Source organism: Sorangium sp. So ce145 (genome assembly GCF_051525985.1).
GTDB classification, from domain to species: Bacteria; Myxococcota_A; Polyangia; order Polyangiales; family Polyangiaceae; genus Sorangium; species Sorangium cellulosum_B.
In genome coordinates this window covers 9,555,929-9,572,523 of the sequence record NZ_CP150315.1, presented here as the reverse complement: position 1 = coordinate 9,572,523, position 16,595 = coordinate 9,555,929, and the positions used below count along the sequence as shown (strand labels likewise).

Here is a 16,595-nt window from a genome sequence, read left to right as displayed (position 1 = left end):
CGCCCTGCCGCGACGGGGAGCCCGCTCGCCGGCGAGCCGCGGAAGCTGCGCCGCCCGCGCGGTGACCTCTCCGTTTCGCGTCACGCGCCCTTCAGCGCCGCCGTGCAGTGCCCGCAGCGCACCGCCTTGATGGGGATGCTCATCGCGCACTCGGGGCACTCCTTCGTCGTCACCTCCTCCGCGTGCTGCCTCTGAAGCTTCCCCATGAGCCGCACCAGGAGGAAGACGCAGAGCGCGACGATGAAGAAGCTCACCAGGCTGTTGATGACGACCCCGTACTGGAGGAGCACCGCGCCGGCCTTCACCATCTCCTCGGGGGTCGCGTACGGACCGGGCCCGCTCGGCGACTTCAGGACGATGTAGTGCCGGCTGAAATCGATGCCGCCCGTCAGGAGGCCTATCGGCGGCATGATCAGGTGATCCACCAGCGTCTTGACGATGTTGCCGAACGCCGCGCCGATCACGACGCCCACGGCCATGTCGACGACATTGCCACGAATCGCGAACTTCTTGAAATCCTCCCAGAACATCGCTTCCTCCGGCGTCGGGGGCTCCTGCCCTCGCGATCGCACCGCTCCGGTATCGTCTCTCCGCGATCAGGACACTACCAGCTGTCTGTGCGGACCGCGCGGCAGCGGCGATCGCCGCCGTCCGCGCAGCCGCCGGCCGCCGCCATCAGCACGAACGGTGCCACCGGGCTCGTCCGTGGGCTCCCCCTGGCCAGCCGCTCGCGGCCGCTGCCCCGCCCTCCGTGCAAGAGCGCCACACCTGGGGCCAACTGCGCCACCTCACACGGATTTCGCACATGGCGGTTCCCCGGCCCGGGGCGGCTCTCTAGGATGCGCGCCGGAGGAACCACCGAGCCATGGACCCCGACGCCGAGGCCGCCCTGCGCTACCGCGCCAAAGCCGAGCTGCGGAAGCGCGCTCGGGCCGTCCGCAGCTCCATCCCCCTCGACGCCATCCTCGAGCGATCGCGCCGGATCCAGCGCGCGCTCGCGGAGCTGCCGGCCCTCGTCGCGGCCCGGCGGGTCGCGCTCTTCTACCCGATCGAGGGGCGCAACGAGGTCGACCTCCGGGAGCTCGATCCGCTGCTGCGCGCCCGCGGCGCCCAGGTCGCGTACCCCTCCATCGACCCCGAGTCGCGCGCCATGACCTTCCGCTTCGTCGAGGATCCCGAGGCCATGGAGGAGCGCGGCCTCGGCTTCCGCGAGCCCGACGCGACCGACGAGGAGGCCGCCGCGCTCGACGTCATCGTCGTGCCCGCCCTGCAGATCGACGCCCGAGGGCACCGGATCGGCTATGGCGCCGGCTACTACGACAGCACCCTGCCGCGCTTCTGCCCCCCGGCGCATGCGGTGGGCGTCGTGTTCGACTTCCAGCTCGTCGCCGAGGTGCCGGCGACCCCGGGCGACGTCCCGCTCGGGACCATCGTCACCGACGCCCGCGTGCTCGCCGCCGAACCCGCCTAGGATGCCCAGGGCGCAGGTGGGAGAGGACAGCGCGAGCGACAGGCCCGTCCTCCTCGCGGCCATCGCCTCGGGCGCGATGATCGCCCAGCAGGTCGCCGGGCGGGCGACCCGGGACGCCCTCTTCCTCGCCAGCTTCGGCGCGGCCGACGTCCCCAAGGTCATGGCCGCCGGCGCGGCCCTGTCGTTCGGCGCCGTCGTCCTGCTCTCGCGCGCGCTCCTCCAGCTCTCCCCCGCGCGCGTCGTCCCGGCCACGTTCGCTGCGAGCTCCGTGCTCCTCGCCCTGGAGTGGGCCCTCGCCCGGCGCGCGCCCGGCGCCGCCGCCCTCGTCTTCTACCTGCACATCGCCGTCTTCGGCGCGACGCTCATCTCCGCCTTCTGGTCGCTCGTCAACGAGCGCTTCGACCCCCACACCGCCCGCCACTCCATCGGGCGCATCGCGGGCGGCGGGACCGTCGGCGGCGTGATCGGCGGCCTGTTCGCCTGGCGGGCCAGCCGCCTCATCGACGCTCCGACGATGCTCCTCGCCCTCTCCGCGGTGAGCGCGCTCACCGCCTGGGCCACCCACCACCTGGGCGCCGGCCTCGCGCGCGCGGCCGGCGCCACCGGCGGGGCGGGGCGCACCGAGGTTGAGGCGGGGCGCACCCAGGTTGAGGCGGAGCGCACCCAGGTTGAGGCGGGGCGCACCGAGGTTGAGGCGGGGCGCACCCAGGTTGAGGCGGGGCGCACCGAGGTTGAGGCGGGGCGCACCCAGGTTGAGGCGGAGCGCACCGAGGTTGAGGCGGGGCGCACCCAGGTTGGCGCCGGCGGGTCGGGGCTCGCCGCGCTGCGCGACAACAGCCACTTGCGGGACCTCGGCCTGCTCGTCGGGCTCGGCGCCGTGAGTGGTGCGCTGTTCGACGTGGCCCTCAGCGCCGAGGCGGCCGCCGCGATGACCGATCGCAACGCGCTGCTCTCGTTCTTCGCGCTCTTCCACCTCTCGGTGAGCGTGCTCTCGTTCCTCGTGCAGTCGCTCGCCGCCACCTTCTCGCTCGACCGGCTCGGGCTCGCCGCCACCATCGGCATCCTCCCGGCCGCGGTCGTCGCGAGCACCCTCTCCCTGGTGGTCGCGCCGCGGCTCTGGGCCGCCTCCATCGTCCGCGCGACCGAGGCGGTGCTCCGGAACTCGCTGTTCCGGTCGGGCTACGAGCTGCTCTATACGCCTCTGCCCCCGGACCAGAAGCGGTCGATCAAGACGCTCATCGACGTCGGCTTCGACCGGATCGGCACCGCGGCGGGCAGCGGCCTCGCGATGGCCCTGCTCGTGCTCGCCCCGGGCGCGTCGCTCCCGCTGCTGCTCGGCCTCGGCGCGGCGGCCGCGGGCGTCACGCTGCTCTTCACGCCTCGGCTGCACCGGGGCTACGTCGCCGCGCTCGAGGGCAGCCTGCGCTCCGGCGCCGTCTCGCTCGACCCGACGAACGTCGTCGACGCGACCACCCGCCGCACCCTGAGCGGCACCGTCGACGCGCTCAGCCGCGACAGGGTCCTCGCCGAGCTCGCCGCGCTCCGGAACGCCGCGGCGGCGCGGCACGACGCCGGGCGCGCCTCCGCCGACGGCGATCGCACGTCGCACCCCGGCCCGCCGCTCTCCGGCCGCTCACCGCTCTCCGGCCGCTCACCGCTCTCCGGCCGCGCGTCGCTCTCCGGCCCCGCCCCCGGGGACTCGCCGCGGCCTCCGGCGGGTGATCGCAGGGGCGTCGACGGGCCGCTGTCCGCGCGCGCCGCGTCGGCCGCGCTGGCGTCCGATCCGGTGCTCGCCGCCACGGCCGACCTGCGCTCCGGCGATCCCGAGCGGATCCGCCGGGCGCTCGTCCGGGAGCCGGACCCCGCGCTCGTGCCGCACCTCCTCCCGCTCCTCGAGCGCGAGGGGCTCACCTCCGAGGTGATCCGGGCGCTCCGCGCCGTCGCCCCCCGCGCGACCGGCCAGCTTACCGACGCGCTCCTCGATCCGTCCGTGAGCGTCGCCCTCCGGCGCCGCATCCCGCGGGTGCTCCAGGCCTGTCCCACCCAGCGCGCCGCCGACGGCCTGATCCTGGGCCTTGCCGACGAGCGCTTCGAGGTGCGTTTTCAGTGTGGCGTCGCGCTCGCGCGGCTCCTCCAGCAGCGCGCGCCGATCCACCTGCGGCGCGACGACGTGATCGAGGCGGCGATGCGGGAGATCGCGATCGGCCGCCGGGTGTGGGACGCCCAGCCCCCCGGCGTCGCGGCTCCGGTCGAGGCGCCGCTGGCCGAGCGATTGCTCGTCGAGCGGACGAGCCGCAGCCTGGAGCACGTGTTCCGCGTCCTCTCGCTCTGCCTGGAGCGCGAGCCGCTCGAGATCGCCTACAGGGCGCTCCACGCCGACGACGCCCACCTCCGCGGGACCGCGCTCGAGTACCTGGAGAACGTCCTGCCGGCGCCCATCCGCGAGAGCCTCTGGCCGTACCTGGGCGCCCGCGCGCCCGCCCCTCCCGAGCCAGGCGCCGCCGAGCCGCGCGCGCCGCGCCTGCCCGAGCACGCGCTCGACGAGCTTCGCCGCTCTGCCGCCAGCATTCCGCGGGCGTCGATCTCCGTTGCCCGCCGACGACGAGAGCCACGCACGTAGCGCGTGGCCCATCGCTCGTCGCTCCAGCGAGCGACAAAAGAAAAAAAGCGTCGCCGGGGCCTAGGGGGGGAGAGGCCGCACCAGCAACGCTCGTCCGTGAATTAGCAGCTCACATGCCACCGCGAGAAGACGGAAATAGATTTAAAATTCGCATAGATGTCCCGGGCAAATCCCCCCGGTAGTGCAATCCTGCGATTTCATCCTTGCAACCGAGCATGGTGTCGTGGACGTCCCCCACCCCTCCGTTTCGAGGCGTTCCCCCCGCCCGTCTGCCCCATCTCCCTCGTTTTCCGCCCCCCTCTGCCCCGACCCGCAGCAGCGCGGCGGTCACCCGCTTCGGATACGGGCCCACCTCGCCGTTTTCGGCGCGCAAGCCAGAGCAGAGCGGCGGTCTCCCGCACAGGAGACGGGCCCAGATCGGCGTTTTCGGCGCGCAAGCGCACTCCGGTGCGCTGAGCACCGAAAACGTCGAGGTGGGCCCGTATCCGAAGCGGGAGACCGTCGCTCTAATGGAGGGGTTCGTGGCGGTGGGCGCGCTGGTCGAGGTGCTCGGCGATGGTGAGCCGGTCTGCGTCGCTCATGACCACGAAGCGGACGGCGAGCAGGTTGTCGCGGTCCCAGACCGGGCGGGCGCGCAGCCGGATGGGGCGCCCGACCCCGAGGTCGAGCTCGAACGGGGTCACGGCAGGCAGCGCCCGGCCTGCCAGCGCGGGCGCGCGCTCGACGACCATCCCCGTGGGGGAGAGATCGATCGCGCGACACCGGTGCCGGTGGCCATCGACGAGCGCCGAGACGGGGAAGTCGACCTGAGCGCGCGCGCCCTGCCTCCGATCCATGGGAGCCTCCTTGGTGTCCTCGTGACGCGGCGAGCCTAGGTCGCGGGGCTCGTCCGGGCCAAACATCGGGCGGGCGAGCCCCGCGGTTCGCTCGCGGCGCCGGGCGCGATCTCCGCGCGGTCCGCTCGCGGCGCCGGGGCGCGATCTCGGCGCGCGCGGGATCGGTGCGATATGCTGGCCCGGCGAAAGGAAGGTGTGGCGATGCCCACGTGCCGGGAATGCGATAACGAGGTCGACGAGCTCAAGACGATCAAGGTCGGAAGCAAGAAGAAGAAGGTCTGTGAGGACTGCGCCGACCGCGCGGCGCAGGAGGGCGCGATCGCCGAGGAGAGCGAGGCGGTGGTGCAGCAGATGATGGGCTTCAAGGGGAGGCGCTGACCGCTCGCCCGCTCGCGCGCCCGCCGATTCCCGCCTATCTCCCCCGCGCGGCGAGCAGCGTGATGCCGCGCGGACGCCGCCGATCTCCCCGCTGAACGCCGGCCCGTCGTCCCTCTCCACGATCTCCCGCGAGCCCGCGTCGCGCGCGTCGACCGCGGCAGGCCAGCCGCGACGCGTATGGCTGATTCTCCGCCGAGCGATCGAGCAGGGCTGCGAGCTGGTTTCTTGCTTGCGGTGCAGCGGTGTCGCCGAGGAAGCGCGCGGCCTCCCTCGGGTCACAGGCGCCGCGGCCGAGATAGCGAATGCGGGGGCAAGGTAGGTAAAGGTCGTTGGCCGACATGGAGAACCCTGTCGCATTGGGAGTTCACCCACATTTGCCGGGGATTTCGTCTGCATTCAAGCGAGCGGACGACCACTTCTCTATACCTTCCTTACATCAGCGGACGGACTGCGCATTGCAGTTTTGCATCGAAAATTTGCAACCGTGATGTGAAAAACGGCCGAGGTGTGCGACCTAATTGGGTGTTCGTTTCGTTTTCGAAAGCATTTCGTCTTGACCCGTCGTGTTAATCCGGGAATAAGTTGTTTCACGAGAGCGCCGGTATCCGCCCCTCTGGTGCTGAATGGTCTGCACCGATGGTTCGCGGCGCGAAGGCACGCAGCGGGAGGCTCCTCTTCTGCCCCCTGATGCTTTCGCCCGTTACGGTCCTGTTCACCACAGGGGTTCGACGACGCCGGGGGAGATAAAGCCATGCATTCAATTTCTCAAGGCTTTGGGTCGCTGTCGATTGCCGCCGGTAAGGTCATCGCTTCCCTGTTGGCGATGTCGATCGTCGGCTTCGGCTGCGCGCCGCTCGACGAGGACGTGACCGCAGAGGAGCTGGACGCGGAGGAGCAGGCCGCCGGCACGACGTATCAAGTCGGTCCCACGCGCACCTACAAGACCATCGGTGAGGTAGCCAGCAGATTGCAGCCGGGCGACGTGGTGGAGGTCGACGGCAACGCGACGTACTCGGGCAACATCAGGCTCACGAAATGGGGCACGCCCACCTCGAAGATCACGATCCGCGGCGTTCGCGTCGGCGGGAAGCGCCCCGTCCTGAAGGGCGGCACCAACACGATCGAGATCAACGCGAACCACATCGTCTTCGAGGGGTTCGATGTGACGGGCGGCACCTCGAGGTGCATCTTCCAGCACGGGCACGATGTCACGATCCGTGACTCCGTGATCCACGATTGCCCAGCGCACGGGATCCTGGGCGCCGACAGCGATTCGGGTTCGCTGTTGGTGGAATACGTGGAGGTCTATAACTGCGGTAGCGGTACGCAGAAGCACCCGATCTACATCGCAACGGATGAGTCCGCCTACCCGGGCTCCGTGTTCCGGATGCAGCACAGCTATGTCCACGATGCAATCGGCGGCAACGCGGTGAAGACCCGCGCGGAGCGGAACGAGATCTATTACAACTGGATCGAGGGCGGGCTCTACAAGGACCTCGAGCTCATCGGCCCCGACGGGCAGGATCCGGGGCTCGCGCGGGAGGACTCCGATGTGGTCGGCAACGTCTTCCGCAAGACGCACACGCAGTACGTGATCCGCGTCGGCGGCGACGGCACGGGCGACACCAACGGGCGGTATCGGTTCGTGAACAACACGTTCCTGCTGATGGCGGGGTCGAGCGCGGCGATCCACCTGTTCGATGGCATCGAGAGCATCGAGCTGCACAACAACATCTTCTATCGCGTCGGGGGCGGGAGCGTTCAGGTCTTCCGTGACGACGCGAGCTGGACGACCGGCAGCCCGCTCATCAAGGGCGTCAACAACGCCGTGCCCACGGGCACGACGGTGCCTTCCGGCTTCACGGGGACGCTGATCGTGAGTGATCCCGGCTTCACGAGCATCGGCAACCGCGACGTGACGCTGCTCTCGACGAGCCCGCTGCGGAACGCGGGCGTCAGCTCGACGACGGGGATCTCGGGGCGCACGTTCCCGTCGCCGCTCGCGATGCCGCTGTACCACCCGCCGAAGGCGGCGCTCGCGGCCGTCGGCTCCGCGCAGCGGCGGACGGCCGTGGGCGCGGTCGACCTCGGCGCGTTCGAGTTCGGGACGACGACCACGACGCCGACGCCCACGCCGACGACACCGACGCCCACGCCGACCACGCCGACGCCCACGCCGACGACGCCCACGCCGACGGCGCCGGTGTGCTCGGTCGTCAACGCTGGCAAATGGTTCAATTCGCAGCTGCCTTCGACCCAGCGGGGCACCTTCACGGCGACCTGGGACGTGACGCCGAGCGCGTCGAAGATCGACGCTGTGGTCGGCCTCTCGAGCGCCTCCGCGAGCCAGTGGACCCAGCTCGCCGCGATCGTCATCTTCGACGAGGAAGGCAATGTCCGCGTCCGGAACGGCGCGAGGTACCAGGCGCTCCGGGTGTTCCCGTACACCGGCGGGACGACCTATACCGTCCGGATGGTGGTCGACGTGGCGGCGAAGCGGTACTCGGTGTACATCCGGCCGAAGAACGGCACCGAGGTGCAGCTCGCGAGCAACTACGCGTTCAGGTCCGAGCAGGCCAGCGTCGCCTCGCTCGCGAACTGGGCGATGACGCAGACGATCGGAACGGCCACGCTGTCGGCCTGCAACTTCAAGATACAGTGATCCCACGGGGGGCCGGCGCGACGAGCGCCGGCGCTTCCTCGGGGCGGTCGTCCGAGGGGGCCCGGCGCGAGGAGACGGTGTTCTTCGCGCGTCGCGGGGACCCCGCCGGACTCACCTGAGGCAAAGCTCCTCCGGCTTCGCCGGAGGAGCTTTGTCATTTGGGCTCAGACAGAGGCCCTCCCCGCGCCGCGCGAAGAACACCGTCTCCTCGCGCCTACGGAGGTCGATGGGGCGTAGACCTTAACCAAGCTTCGCGCCGCGTTCTCCTACATCCGAACGTTTACGTGGACGTTTACGTGGTCGTAGTCGTGGACGTGGACGTAAACGTGGTCGTGGTCGTGGTCGTTCACGGCCTATCGTTGACGACCACGACCACGTCCACGTCCACGTAAACGTCCACGTTTACGTAAACGTCCACGTTCACGTTGGTGACCGATGGTGGGGTGGAGAGAGGCGGGCTTCGCGCCCTGAGCCTGACCGAACGAGCCTGCTTAACGCCTCACGAAAGCTCCGCTCGGACACATGGCCAGAGATGAAACTCATGGATGCGGCGCCGGGCGGCCACCGGGCCGCCCCGGAGGCTCAGGCGAGGCCGCTGCGCTGGAGCAGGGCGTCGAGGGTGGGCTCGCGGCCGCGGAAGCTCCTGTAGAGATCCATCGGGTCCTGCGTGTCGCCGAGCGCGAGGATCTGGCTCCGGAACGCGTCACCCACCTTCCGGCTGAACAGACCCTCTTCCTGGAAGCGGGAGAAGGCGTCGGCGTCCAGCACCTCGGCCCATTTGTACGAGTAATAGCCCGCTGCGTAGCCCACCGGGCTCGAGAAGAGGTGCGAGAAGCCGGCGATCATGGCATAGCCCTCGGGCAGCGGGACGGGCGAGTAACGTCCGAGGACCTCGCGCGCGAACTCGACGACATCGCCCTGCTCTCCGGTCCAGTCCATGTGGAGCGCGAGGTCGATCTCGGCGAAGCCGAGCTGCCGCATCGTCGCGGCGCCCGCGCGGAACGTGCGGGCCGCGCGCATCCGCTGGAGCAGGTCGTCGGGGACGGGCGCGCCCGTCTCGTGGTGGCGCGCGAAGAGATCGAGCGCGTCCCGCTCCCAGCACCAGTTCTCCATGATCTGCGAGGGGAGCTCGACGAAGTCCCAGGCGACGTTGGTGCCGGCGAGGCTCCGGATCGGCACCCGGCTCGAGGCGTGGTGCATCATGTGGCCGAACTCGTGGAACAGCGTCTCGACCTCGCGGTGGTTGAGCAGCGCGGGGCGGCCGCCGACCGGCGGGGTGAAGCTGCCCGCGAGGACCTCGAGGTGGCGCGCATCCTCGCCGGCCGCGCGCCCGTCCTCGCTCGGCGCGCCCGTGACGAGCCCGTGCATCCAGGCGCCGTCGCGCTTCTGCTCGCGCGGCACGAAGTCGAGATAGAAAGCGGCGCTCTGGGCGCCGTTCGGCTCGACGAGCTGGTAGGCGCGGACGCTCGGGTGCCACGTGGGGGCGGCCTGCCAGGGCGTGATGCGCACGCCGTAAAGGCGGTGGGCGACCTCGAACAGGCCGGAGACGACGCGATCCAGCGGGAAATACGGGCGGAGCGCCTCGTCGTCGAAATCGTAGCGGGCGCGGCGGAGCTTCTCGGCGTAGTAGGCGACGTCCCACGGCGCGAGCGGCGGCGCGTCCGGGCCCTCGATCTCGCGGCGGAAGGCGGCGAGCTCCTCCTTCTCGCGGGCGAAGACCGGCTCGGTGCGCGCCCGCAGCGTGTCGACGAAGCGCCGCGCCGCGGCGCCCGTCTTCGCCATCCGGTCCTCGAGCACGAGATCGGCAAAGCTCGCGTAGCCGAGCAGCCTCGCCTTCTCCCCGCGGAGCTCGAGGATGCGGCGGATGAGCGGCCGGTTGTCGTGGTCGCCCTCCGTCGCCCGCGTGTTGAAGGCGCGGTAGAAGCGCTCGCGGATGGAGCCGTCGTCGAGGTGCGTGAGCACGGGGATGTAGCTCGGCGCCTGCAGCGTGAAGCGGTACCCCTCGATGCCCCTGTCCTTCGCGCCCTGACGGGCCGCCTCGACCGCGCTCGGCGGCAGGCCGGCGAGGCGGGCGGCGTCCTCGACCACGAACTCGAAGGCGTTCGTCGCGTCGAGCACGTTCTGCGAGAAGCGCAGGGTGAGCGTGGCGAGCTCGACGTCGATCTCGGAGAGGCGCTTCTTGCCGGCCGGGTCGAGCTCGGCACCGCTCCTCCGGAAATCGTCGAGGGTCTTCTTCAGGAAGCGATGCCGCGGGCCCGTCAGCGCCGCGGCCTCGGGCGTGGCCGCGTACGCCTTGAGCGCGCCGTAGACGCCCTCGTTGAGGGCGATGCCGCTCAGGAACTCGCTGACCTCCGGCTGGACGGCGTTGTACGCGGCGCGCAGCGCGGGGGTGGTGGACGTCGATTCGAGGTGGGAGACGACGTTCATGGCGCGGTCGAGCCGCTCGGTGACGGCCTCGAGCGCGGCGAGCGTGTTGTCGTAGGTGCGGGGGCCGGGCGCCGCGACGAGCGCGTCGAGCCGGGCGCGGGCGTCCTGGAGCAGCGCGCGCACAGCGGGCTCTACGTGCTCGCTCCGGATGCGATCGAACGGGATCTCGAAGCCGAGAGTGAGCAGGGGATTGTCGGTCGCTTCGGTCATATCGTTCCTGGTTGGGCTTGAAGGGCCGGCGGACGGGCGCGGGCCGGCGACCCTCGGCCGGTCCGCGCAGCCCTACCTTGGTAAAGGCGCCGGCGAGGGTTGGCCAGTAGTTCGTCGTCCAAGTTCTTCCATGCTGGATGGGAGGGGGCCGAGCACCCTCCCCGGGGGCCTGATGCCACGGCGAGGGAGGAGCTCGGTGAGACGAGGTGAAGCGCGGGCGAGCGGCTAGACGCCCAGCCACCGCGCGACGATCGTGGCGAGCACGTCGGACGTCCCCGAATGGATGCTGCCGCCCAGGGCGTCGTCGATGGCGGAGGGGAGGCCGCTCTCCTCGAGGTAGCCAGCGCCGCCGCGGAGCCGGAGGTCGTCGAGCGCGGACGCCACGGCCGAGTCCGCCGTGTGCCACTTCGCGAGCGCGGCCTCGGCCTGGCCGCGCTCGCCCTGATCCAGCGCCCACGCGGCGCGGTAGATGAGCAGCCGCGACGTCTCCAGCCGCAGCTTCATCCGCGCGAGGCGGTGCGCGACGGCCTGGTGGCGGGCGATCGCCTGGCCGCCGATCTCGCGCTCGCGGGTGAAACGGACGGCCTCGCCGAGGGCGCGCTCCATGGCGCCGAGGCGGAAGGCGAGGATGAGCGCGCGCTCGAAGGTCATCGCGATCTGGAAGACGGCGAGGCCGGCGCCGGCGCGGCCGAGGAGCGCGTCGTGGCCGACCTCGCAGCCGGCGAACGAGACGGGCGCGAGCCGCGCGCCGCGGAGGCCCGCGGTCGCGAGCGGCGCGCCGGGGAGGACGCGCGCGGCGCCGTCGCCCGCGGCGCGGGGGACGAGCAGCGCGGTGAGGCCGCGCGCCGGGGCCCCTCCGGCGCGGCCGCCGCCGTCGCGCGCGATCGCGAGGTACACGTCGGCCCGGTCGGCCCAGGTCACGTACCGCTTGTCGCCGGTGAGCCGGTAGCCGGCGTCCGTGCGGTCGGCCCTGGCCTGCACCGACGCGACGTCCGAGCCCGCGCCGGCCTCGGTCGCGGCGACCGTCGCCATGCACGCGCCGCTCGCCATCCGCGGCAGCCACGCGCGCCGCTGCGCGGGCGTGCCCACCCGCGCGAGCAGGAGCGCCACGCCGAAGAGGTGCGCCCCCGCCGCGAGCAGGACGCCGCCGTCGCGCAGCGTCGCGCCGAGGCCCTCGTAGGCGAGCGCCGTCGTGACGAGGTCGAGGCCCTCGCCGCCGAGATCGCGGGCGATCGGCAGGCCGAGGGCGCCGCCCCGGGCGAGGACGCGCATGCGATCGTCCGGGGCCGCGGCGTCGGCCTCGGCGCCGAGGGCGCGCATGCGGTCGTGGACGGCGCGCTGGGAAGGGGTCCACCCGAAGTCCATCGCCGCTGCGATACCAGAGCCGGCGAGGGGCGGGGAGGAGACGAGGACGGCGCGCGCCGACGACGCGCGCGCTCAGTAGGGGCGCTCTCCGGCGAAATTGCCGGGAGGATCGTAGTTGCACACCCAGATCTGCCAGGTGCCACCGCCGAACGGCGAGCCGGTCGTGCAATCGGCGACCCCGCAGCCGAGCCGCAGGGAGTCGGCCCATACCACCTGAGTGTAATGGCCGCAGGTGGAGCTGCAGGCATTGCTCGCAAGGTCGTAGTTGGCCGCCTCGTCGACCCACGAGGCGACGACATCCTCCGGTGTGGGTGACGAGCCGGCCGACGCGAAGATGTTTTCTCCATAATCGCTCGCGCTATGGCCGAACATGCACTGGGCGGCATAGGCCTGAGCCACCGCGGCGATCTCGGGCGACCACGAGAGAGGGGGCACCGGCTGATCGGCGGGCGGATCGACGGCGGCGCGCGCGGCATTGTGGGCCGCCGTCATCCCGGTCATCCTGGGCGGCTCGCCGGCGGCCTGGCCGCTCGTCGGGCCCTCGTCGTCGGACGACGCGCCGCAACCGGCCGTCAGGGCGAGCAGGAGAGAGAGCTGCACGAACCGGGGGAGCCGTGGGCCGAGCGTCATCACGGGGCCATTGTCCTACGGCTCGGCCGAGCTCTGCAACGGCGATTCGATGAAGGCTGGTTGAACCCACGACGTGCCGTGTCATGGCGCGCCCGCGGCTTCCCCTGGACGGCCGCGACCGGGCGTTCTTCCTGCCTCTGCCGTCGGCATGAACATCAACAGATCTCGTCGTCGATGCCTCCCGTGCTGACGGGCTTCGCCCTAGGGTGACGTCGAGACGAGCAACAATTCCGCAGCATGGGCCTTGTCATGTGGGTCGATCTATGAGCTATTGTCGCCCTGCTTCGGAGGCGGCTGCAGGCCGAGCTCGGAGGCGAGCGTGCTCCCTCATGGGGTTTCGCCGTTCTCCGTGGCAGTCCCGCACCAGCGGCACGCCCGACAAAGAACCAAGGAGTTTCCCGATGAATATCCGTGTGACGTGGCGAATCGCGGCATTCCCGCTGGCGTTGGCAGGGCTCTCCGTCGTCCCGGCGATGGGGTGTGACAAGGTCTCGGAGCTGCAGAATGACGTCTGCTGTCGCGACTTCACGCCGGGCGCCGATCTCGCCACGGTGAAATGGGGTCTCGAGGGCGAAGCAGAGCTCAATTATGGTGCCTTCATGCAGTCCGTGTCGGACTTCACGGGCGCCGCGGGCGCCATCGTGGCGGACGTGACGAGCGCCTGTCAGGCGATCGCGCTGGACCTCGGCGCGGACGTGGCGACGATCACGGCGACGAAGCCGAACGAACGGGCGGAGCAATGGTGTGAGCTCGCCGTCGACGCGCTCGGGGACGCGACGGCCGACCTGTCGATCACCTTCCAGCCGCCGAGCTGCACGGTCGACGCGAGCGTACAGGCGAACTGCGAGGCGAGGTGCAGCGCCAACGTCGAGTGCCAGCTGACCCCGGCGGAGATCGTCGCGCGCTGCGATCCCGGTCAGCTCTCGGGGCGGTGCGAGGGGAAGTGCACCGGCTCGTGCGAGGGCTCGGCCAACCTGGCGGTCCACTGCGAGGGGACGTGCCAGGGGACGTGCGAGGGCACGTGCGACGGCGAGTGCTCCGCGACGACCGCCGGCGGCGACTGCCGCGGCGAGTGCCAGGGCACCTGCACGGGCGAGTGCCGTGGCTCGTGCTCGTTCGCGGCCGAGGCAGATGTGCAGTGCAACGCCGATTGCTCGGGCTCGTGCGACGTCCAGTTCAAGGCGCCGAAGTGCAGGGCCGAGCTCAAGCCGCCGAGCGCCGAGTGCCAGGGGTCCGCGGAGTGCAGCGGCTCCTGCGAGGCGAGCGCGAGCGCGAAGGCCAGCTGCAAGGAGCCCGCGGTCAACATCGAGGGTGGGGCCGAGGTCGAGGCGGCGATCGCGACGCTCAAGGCGAACCTGCCGCGGCTGCTCGTCGTCGCGCACGCGCGCGGCGAGCTGCTCCTCGCCAGCGCCGAGGCGGTGGTCCAGGCGGGCGGCAACCTCGAGGGCGCGGCCACCGGCAGCGTGAAGGCGGGGGCGTGCCTCATCCCGGCCACCAACGCGATCACGCAGGCGGTCGAGAACATCCAGGCGAGCCTCACGGGCAGCGCCAGCGTGATGGCGAAGCTGGAGATCGCCCCCCCGAGCCCGTGAGCGCAGGGCCCGTGAGCGCAGGCCCGGCAGCGGCGCAGGCCGCGGCCGGGCGCGCGTGAAGGAGCCCGTCAGGCCAGCCGCGGGCGCAGGCCGCTCACCGCGGCGCTGCGCCCCTGGTCCGGGCGCGGAACGCCTCCGGCGTCACGCCGGTCCAGCGCCGGAACGCCCGGTGGAACGCGCTCGGCTCGGAATAGCCGAGCAGATACGCCACCTCCCCGATCGCCATGTCCGCGTCGAGGAGCGCCGCAGCGCGCCCGCGCCGTACCTCGTCGAGCAGGGCGTGGACCGACGTCCCCTCGTCGCCGAGGCGGCGCTGGAGCGTGCGCGGGCTCATCCGCAGGCGCGCCGCGAGCGCGCCCAGGTCGGCCCCCTCGCGCAGCCGCTCGCCGAGGAGCGCGCGCACGCGGTCGGACAGCGCGGGCGGCGCCGCGCCCGGCAGGCGCGCCGCGGCGGCGCTCATGTGGCGCTCGAGGAACGCGGCGAGCGCCTCGTTCGCGTGCGGCAGCGGGCGATCGAGCTCTTCCACCGGCAGGACCAGCTCGGTCGCCGGCGCTCCGAACAGCACCGGCGAGCCGAGCCGCCGCGCCTTCTCCTCCGGCTCACCCTCCGGCGCGTGGCGAAAGCGCACCGCGAGCGCCTGGATCGGCGCGCCGCACATGCGCCCGGCGTTCACGAGCGCGTCAAACGCGAACATCTCCGCGAGCTGGCCGTGGGCCGGCCGGTCGGGCCCGAAGGGCACGAACCCGAGGTGCGCGCGGCGCCCGCGGATCTCCAGCGTGTAGCGCTCGCCCTCGTTCCAGATCTGCTGGTAGCGGAGCATCCGGCGGAACGACTCGCCGAGGGTCGGGCTGCTCATGGCCAGGAAGCCGAGCGCGTCGAAGTGCTCCGGCTCGAAGCGCGCCGCGAAGTCGAGGCCGAGGTGCGGATCGGCGGTCGCCGCCACCGCCGCCTCGATGAGCGCGTAGAACGCCGCGAGCGGCACGCGGGCGTCCGGATCGGCGAGCGCCGCGCCGGCGAGCCCCGCGGCCTCGAGCAGCGCGCGCCGATCCGCCCCGCGCTCCGCGGCGTGGTCCGCGAGCTGCGCGGCGGTGCGGGCCCAGATCGTCGGGGCGGGCGCCCGCGGGGCCTGGCGCCGCATGTCAGCCCTTGTGGCGCGCGCTGTCACTGCTCCCCGGCCGGGCCGGCACCAGGCTTCCGGGCGATCGGAGGAGCATCATGCGAAAGCACGGCATCGAGGAAGGGCGCGGCGCGTTCGTCGAGGGCGCCTGGTACATCATCGCGGACGCGGCCTGCGTGGGCAAGCGGCCGGTCGCCGTCGAGCGCTTCGGGACGCGGCTCGTGCTGTTCAGGGACGAGCGCGGCGCCCTGGTCGCGGCGCGGGCGCGCTGCCCGCACCGCGGCGCGGACCTCGGCCTCGGGCGGGTCGTGGACGGGGCGATCGAGTGCCCGTACCACGGCTTCCGGTTCGCCTCGGACGGGCGCTGCGTCGCGATCCCGTGCGAGGGGCGCGGCGCGAGCGCGCGCGGCGCGGGGGATGCGCTCGCGCTGACCCGGTACGAGGCGCGGGAGCACCGGGGCTTCGTGTGGCTCTTCTGGGGCGAGCGGCCGGCCGAGCTGCCGCCGGTGCCCTGGTTCGATGGCCTGCCGCCGGACGAGCGGCACGCCCACACGGCGTCGGTGGACTGGGACGTGCCGTTCGCGCGCGCGATGGAGGGCATGCTCGACTTCCACCACCTGCCGTTCGCGCACCGCCCCTGGTTCCCCGGCGTCGGCGCGATGCTCGACCCTTGCGAGGTCCGCGTGGAGGGCGACGTCATCCGTGCCGAGGCGGTGCTGCGCCACGACGACGGGGAGCCCTGGGACGGCCGTCGGGGGTGGAGGTTCGAGATGGAGGTGCGCTTCCCGGGCGTGCTGCGCCTCTCGTTCGGGAAGCGCGTGGTGGGCATGGCAGGGTGCGCGCCGATCGACGCGGAGCGGACGGCGATCGTGGGGCGGTACTACGTGCCGATCCCGGTGATCGGGCGGCTGCTCGCGTGGCTGGGGGTGCGGGCGGAGTTCTGGCTGATCCAGCCGGGCGACGAGCGGATGCTCGCGTCCTCGGAGCCGCGCGACGCGGATCTCGACGCGTGTCGCTTCGTGCGCGCGGACGAGGGGATCCTCGCGTGGCACAAGATGCGGCGGGCGCGGCTGAAGGCGCAGCGCGTGGGGGAGCCGCGCCGGCTGCCGGTCGAGGCGGGGTGAGGCGGCGCCGGGCGACTCACGAACGCACGGATCTGCTCCACGACGATGTTGAAAGCGTATCCAGCGGTCAACTGGCGCGCTCCTGACAAGGGTTATGTGTAGGCCAGGTGCTCGTCGATAGGCTCCCGCCGGCGCGCCATCTCGTGATGTCCGTGATCGCGAG

12 protein-coding genes are annotated in these 16,595 nt (G+C 72.0%); 6 read left to right on the top strand and 6 right to left on the bottom strand.

Annotation, left to right across the window (positions count from 1 at the left end):
- Window positions 1-80: 80 nt before the first annotated feature.
- The gene (mscL, locus tag WMF34_RS35435; RefSeq protein WP_012239586.1) at window positions 81-530 is read right to left on the bottom strand and encodes a large conductance mechanosensitive channel protein MscL; all 450 of its coding nucleotides are present in this window, start codon (window positions 528-530) and stop codon (window positions 81-83) included.
- A gap of 335 nt (window positions 531-865) precedes the next feature.
- Here mscL and WMF34_RS35430 point away from each other — a divergent pair, with 335 nt between their 5' ends.
- Together WMF34_RS35430 and WMF34_RS35425 are read left to right on the top strand one after the other, a co-directional pair.
- The gene (locus WMF34_RS35430) at window positions 866-1,471 is read left to right on the top strand and encodes a 5-formyltetrahydrofolate cyclo-ligase (RefSeq protein ID WP_437990601.1); all 606 of its coding nucleotides are present in this window, start codon (window positions 866-868) and stop codon (window positions 1,469-1,471) included.
- A 16-nt stretch (window positions 1,472-1,487) separates the two neighbouring features.
- Window positions 1,488-4,091: a hypothetical protein gene (locus WMF34_RS35425; RefSeq protein ID WP_437990600.1), complete on the top strand. Its 2,604-nt coding sequence runs from the start codon at window positions 1,488-1,490 to the stop codon at window positions 4,089-4,091.
- Between the two features lie 506 nt (window positions 4,092-4,597).
- Here the strand turns inward: WMF34_RS35425 and WMF34_RS35420 are convergent.
- Entirely contained in the window at window positions 4,598-4,927 is a 330-nt protein-coding gene (locus WMF34_RS35420; RefSeq protein ID WP_044966576.1) for a PilZ domain-containing protein, read from the bottom strand.
- A 201-nt stretch (window positions 4,928-5,128) separates the two neighbouring features.
- Here WMF34_RS35420 and WMF34_RS35415 point away from each other — a divergent pair, with 201 nt between their 5' ends.
- Window positions 5,129-5,305 carry a hypothetical protein gene (locus tag WMF34_RS35415; protein WP_157907138.1) on the top strand — a complete coding sequence of 59 codons (177 nt, stop codon included), beginning with the start codon at window positions 5,129-5,131 and terminating at the stop codon, window positions 5,303-5,305.
- A gap of 823 nt (window positions 5,306-6,128) precedes the next feature.
- Window positions 6,129-7,967 carry a hypothetical protein gene (locus WMF34_RS35410; protein ID WP_049876472.1) on the top strand — a complete coding sequence of 613 codons (1,839 nt, stop codon included), beginning with the start codon at window positions 6,129-6,131 and terminating at the stop codon, window positions 7,965-7,967.
- A gap of 582 nt (window positions 7,968-8,549) precedes the next feature.
- On the opposite strand, the gene WMF34_RS35405 is transcribed toward WMF34_RS35410, so the two are convergent.
- The 3 genes from WMF34_RS35405 to WMF34_RS35395 form a co-directional block, all read right to left on the bottom strand.
- A complete protein-coding gene (locus WMF34_RS35405) occupies window positions 8,550-10,604 on the bottom strand; it encodes a M3 family metallopeptidase (protein WP_012239581.1) in 2,055 nt (684 codons plus the stop codon).
- A 225-nt stretch (window positions 10,605-10,829) separates the two neighbouring features.
- Complete coding sequence (locus tag WMF34_RS35400) at window positions 10,830-11,969, bottom strand: acyl-CoA dehydrogenase family protein (protein ID WP_012239580.1); 1,140 nt, start codon at window positions 11,967-11,969, stop codon at window positions 10,830-10,832.
- A gap of 72 nt (window positions 11,970-12,041) precedes the next feature.
- Window positions 12,042-12,599 (bottom strand): CAP domain-containing protein, encoded by a 558-nt coding sequence (locus tag WMF34_RS35395; RefSeq protein ID WP_231865083.1) that lies wholly within the window; start codon window positions 12,597-12,599, stop codon window positions 12,042-12,044.
- Window positions 12,600-13,000: 401 nt separating this feature from the next.
- On the opposite strand from WMF34_RS35395, the gene WMF34_RS35390 reads away from it, so the two are divergent.
- Window positions 13,001-14,191 (top strand): hypothetical protein, encoded by a 1,191-nt coding sequence (locus WMF34_RS35390; protein ID WP_012239578.1) that lies wholly within the window; start codon window positions 13,001-13,003, stop codon window positions 14,189-14,191.
- 94 nt (window positions 14,192-14,285) lie between these two features.
- Here WMF34_RS35390 and WMF34_RS35385 read toward each other — a convergent pair whose 3' ends face one another.
- Complete coding sequence (locus WMF34_RS35385) at window positions 14,286-15,329, bottom strand: AraC family transcriptional regulator (protein WP_437990599.1); 1,044 nt, start codon at window positions 15,327-15,329, stop codon at window positions 14,286-14,288.
- Between the two features lie 77 nt (window positions 15,330-15,406).
- Between WMF34_RS35385 and WMF34_RS35380 the strand changes: the two genes are divergently transcribed.
- Window positions 15,407-16,432 carry a Rieske 2Fe-2S domain-containing protein gene (locus WMF34_RS35380; RefSeq protein WP_012239576.1) on the top strand — a complete coding sequence of 342 codons (1,026 nt, stop codon included), beginning with the start codon at window positions 15,407-15,409 and terminating at the stop codon, window positions 16,430-16,432.
- The last annotated feature ends 163 nt before the right edge of the window (window positions 16,433-16,595 follow it).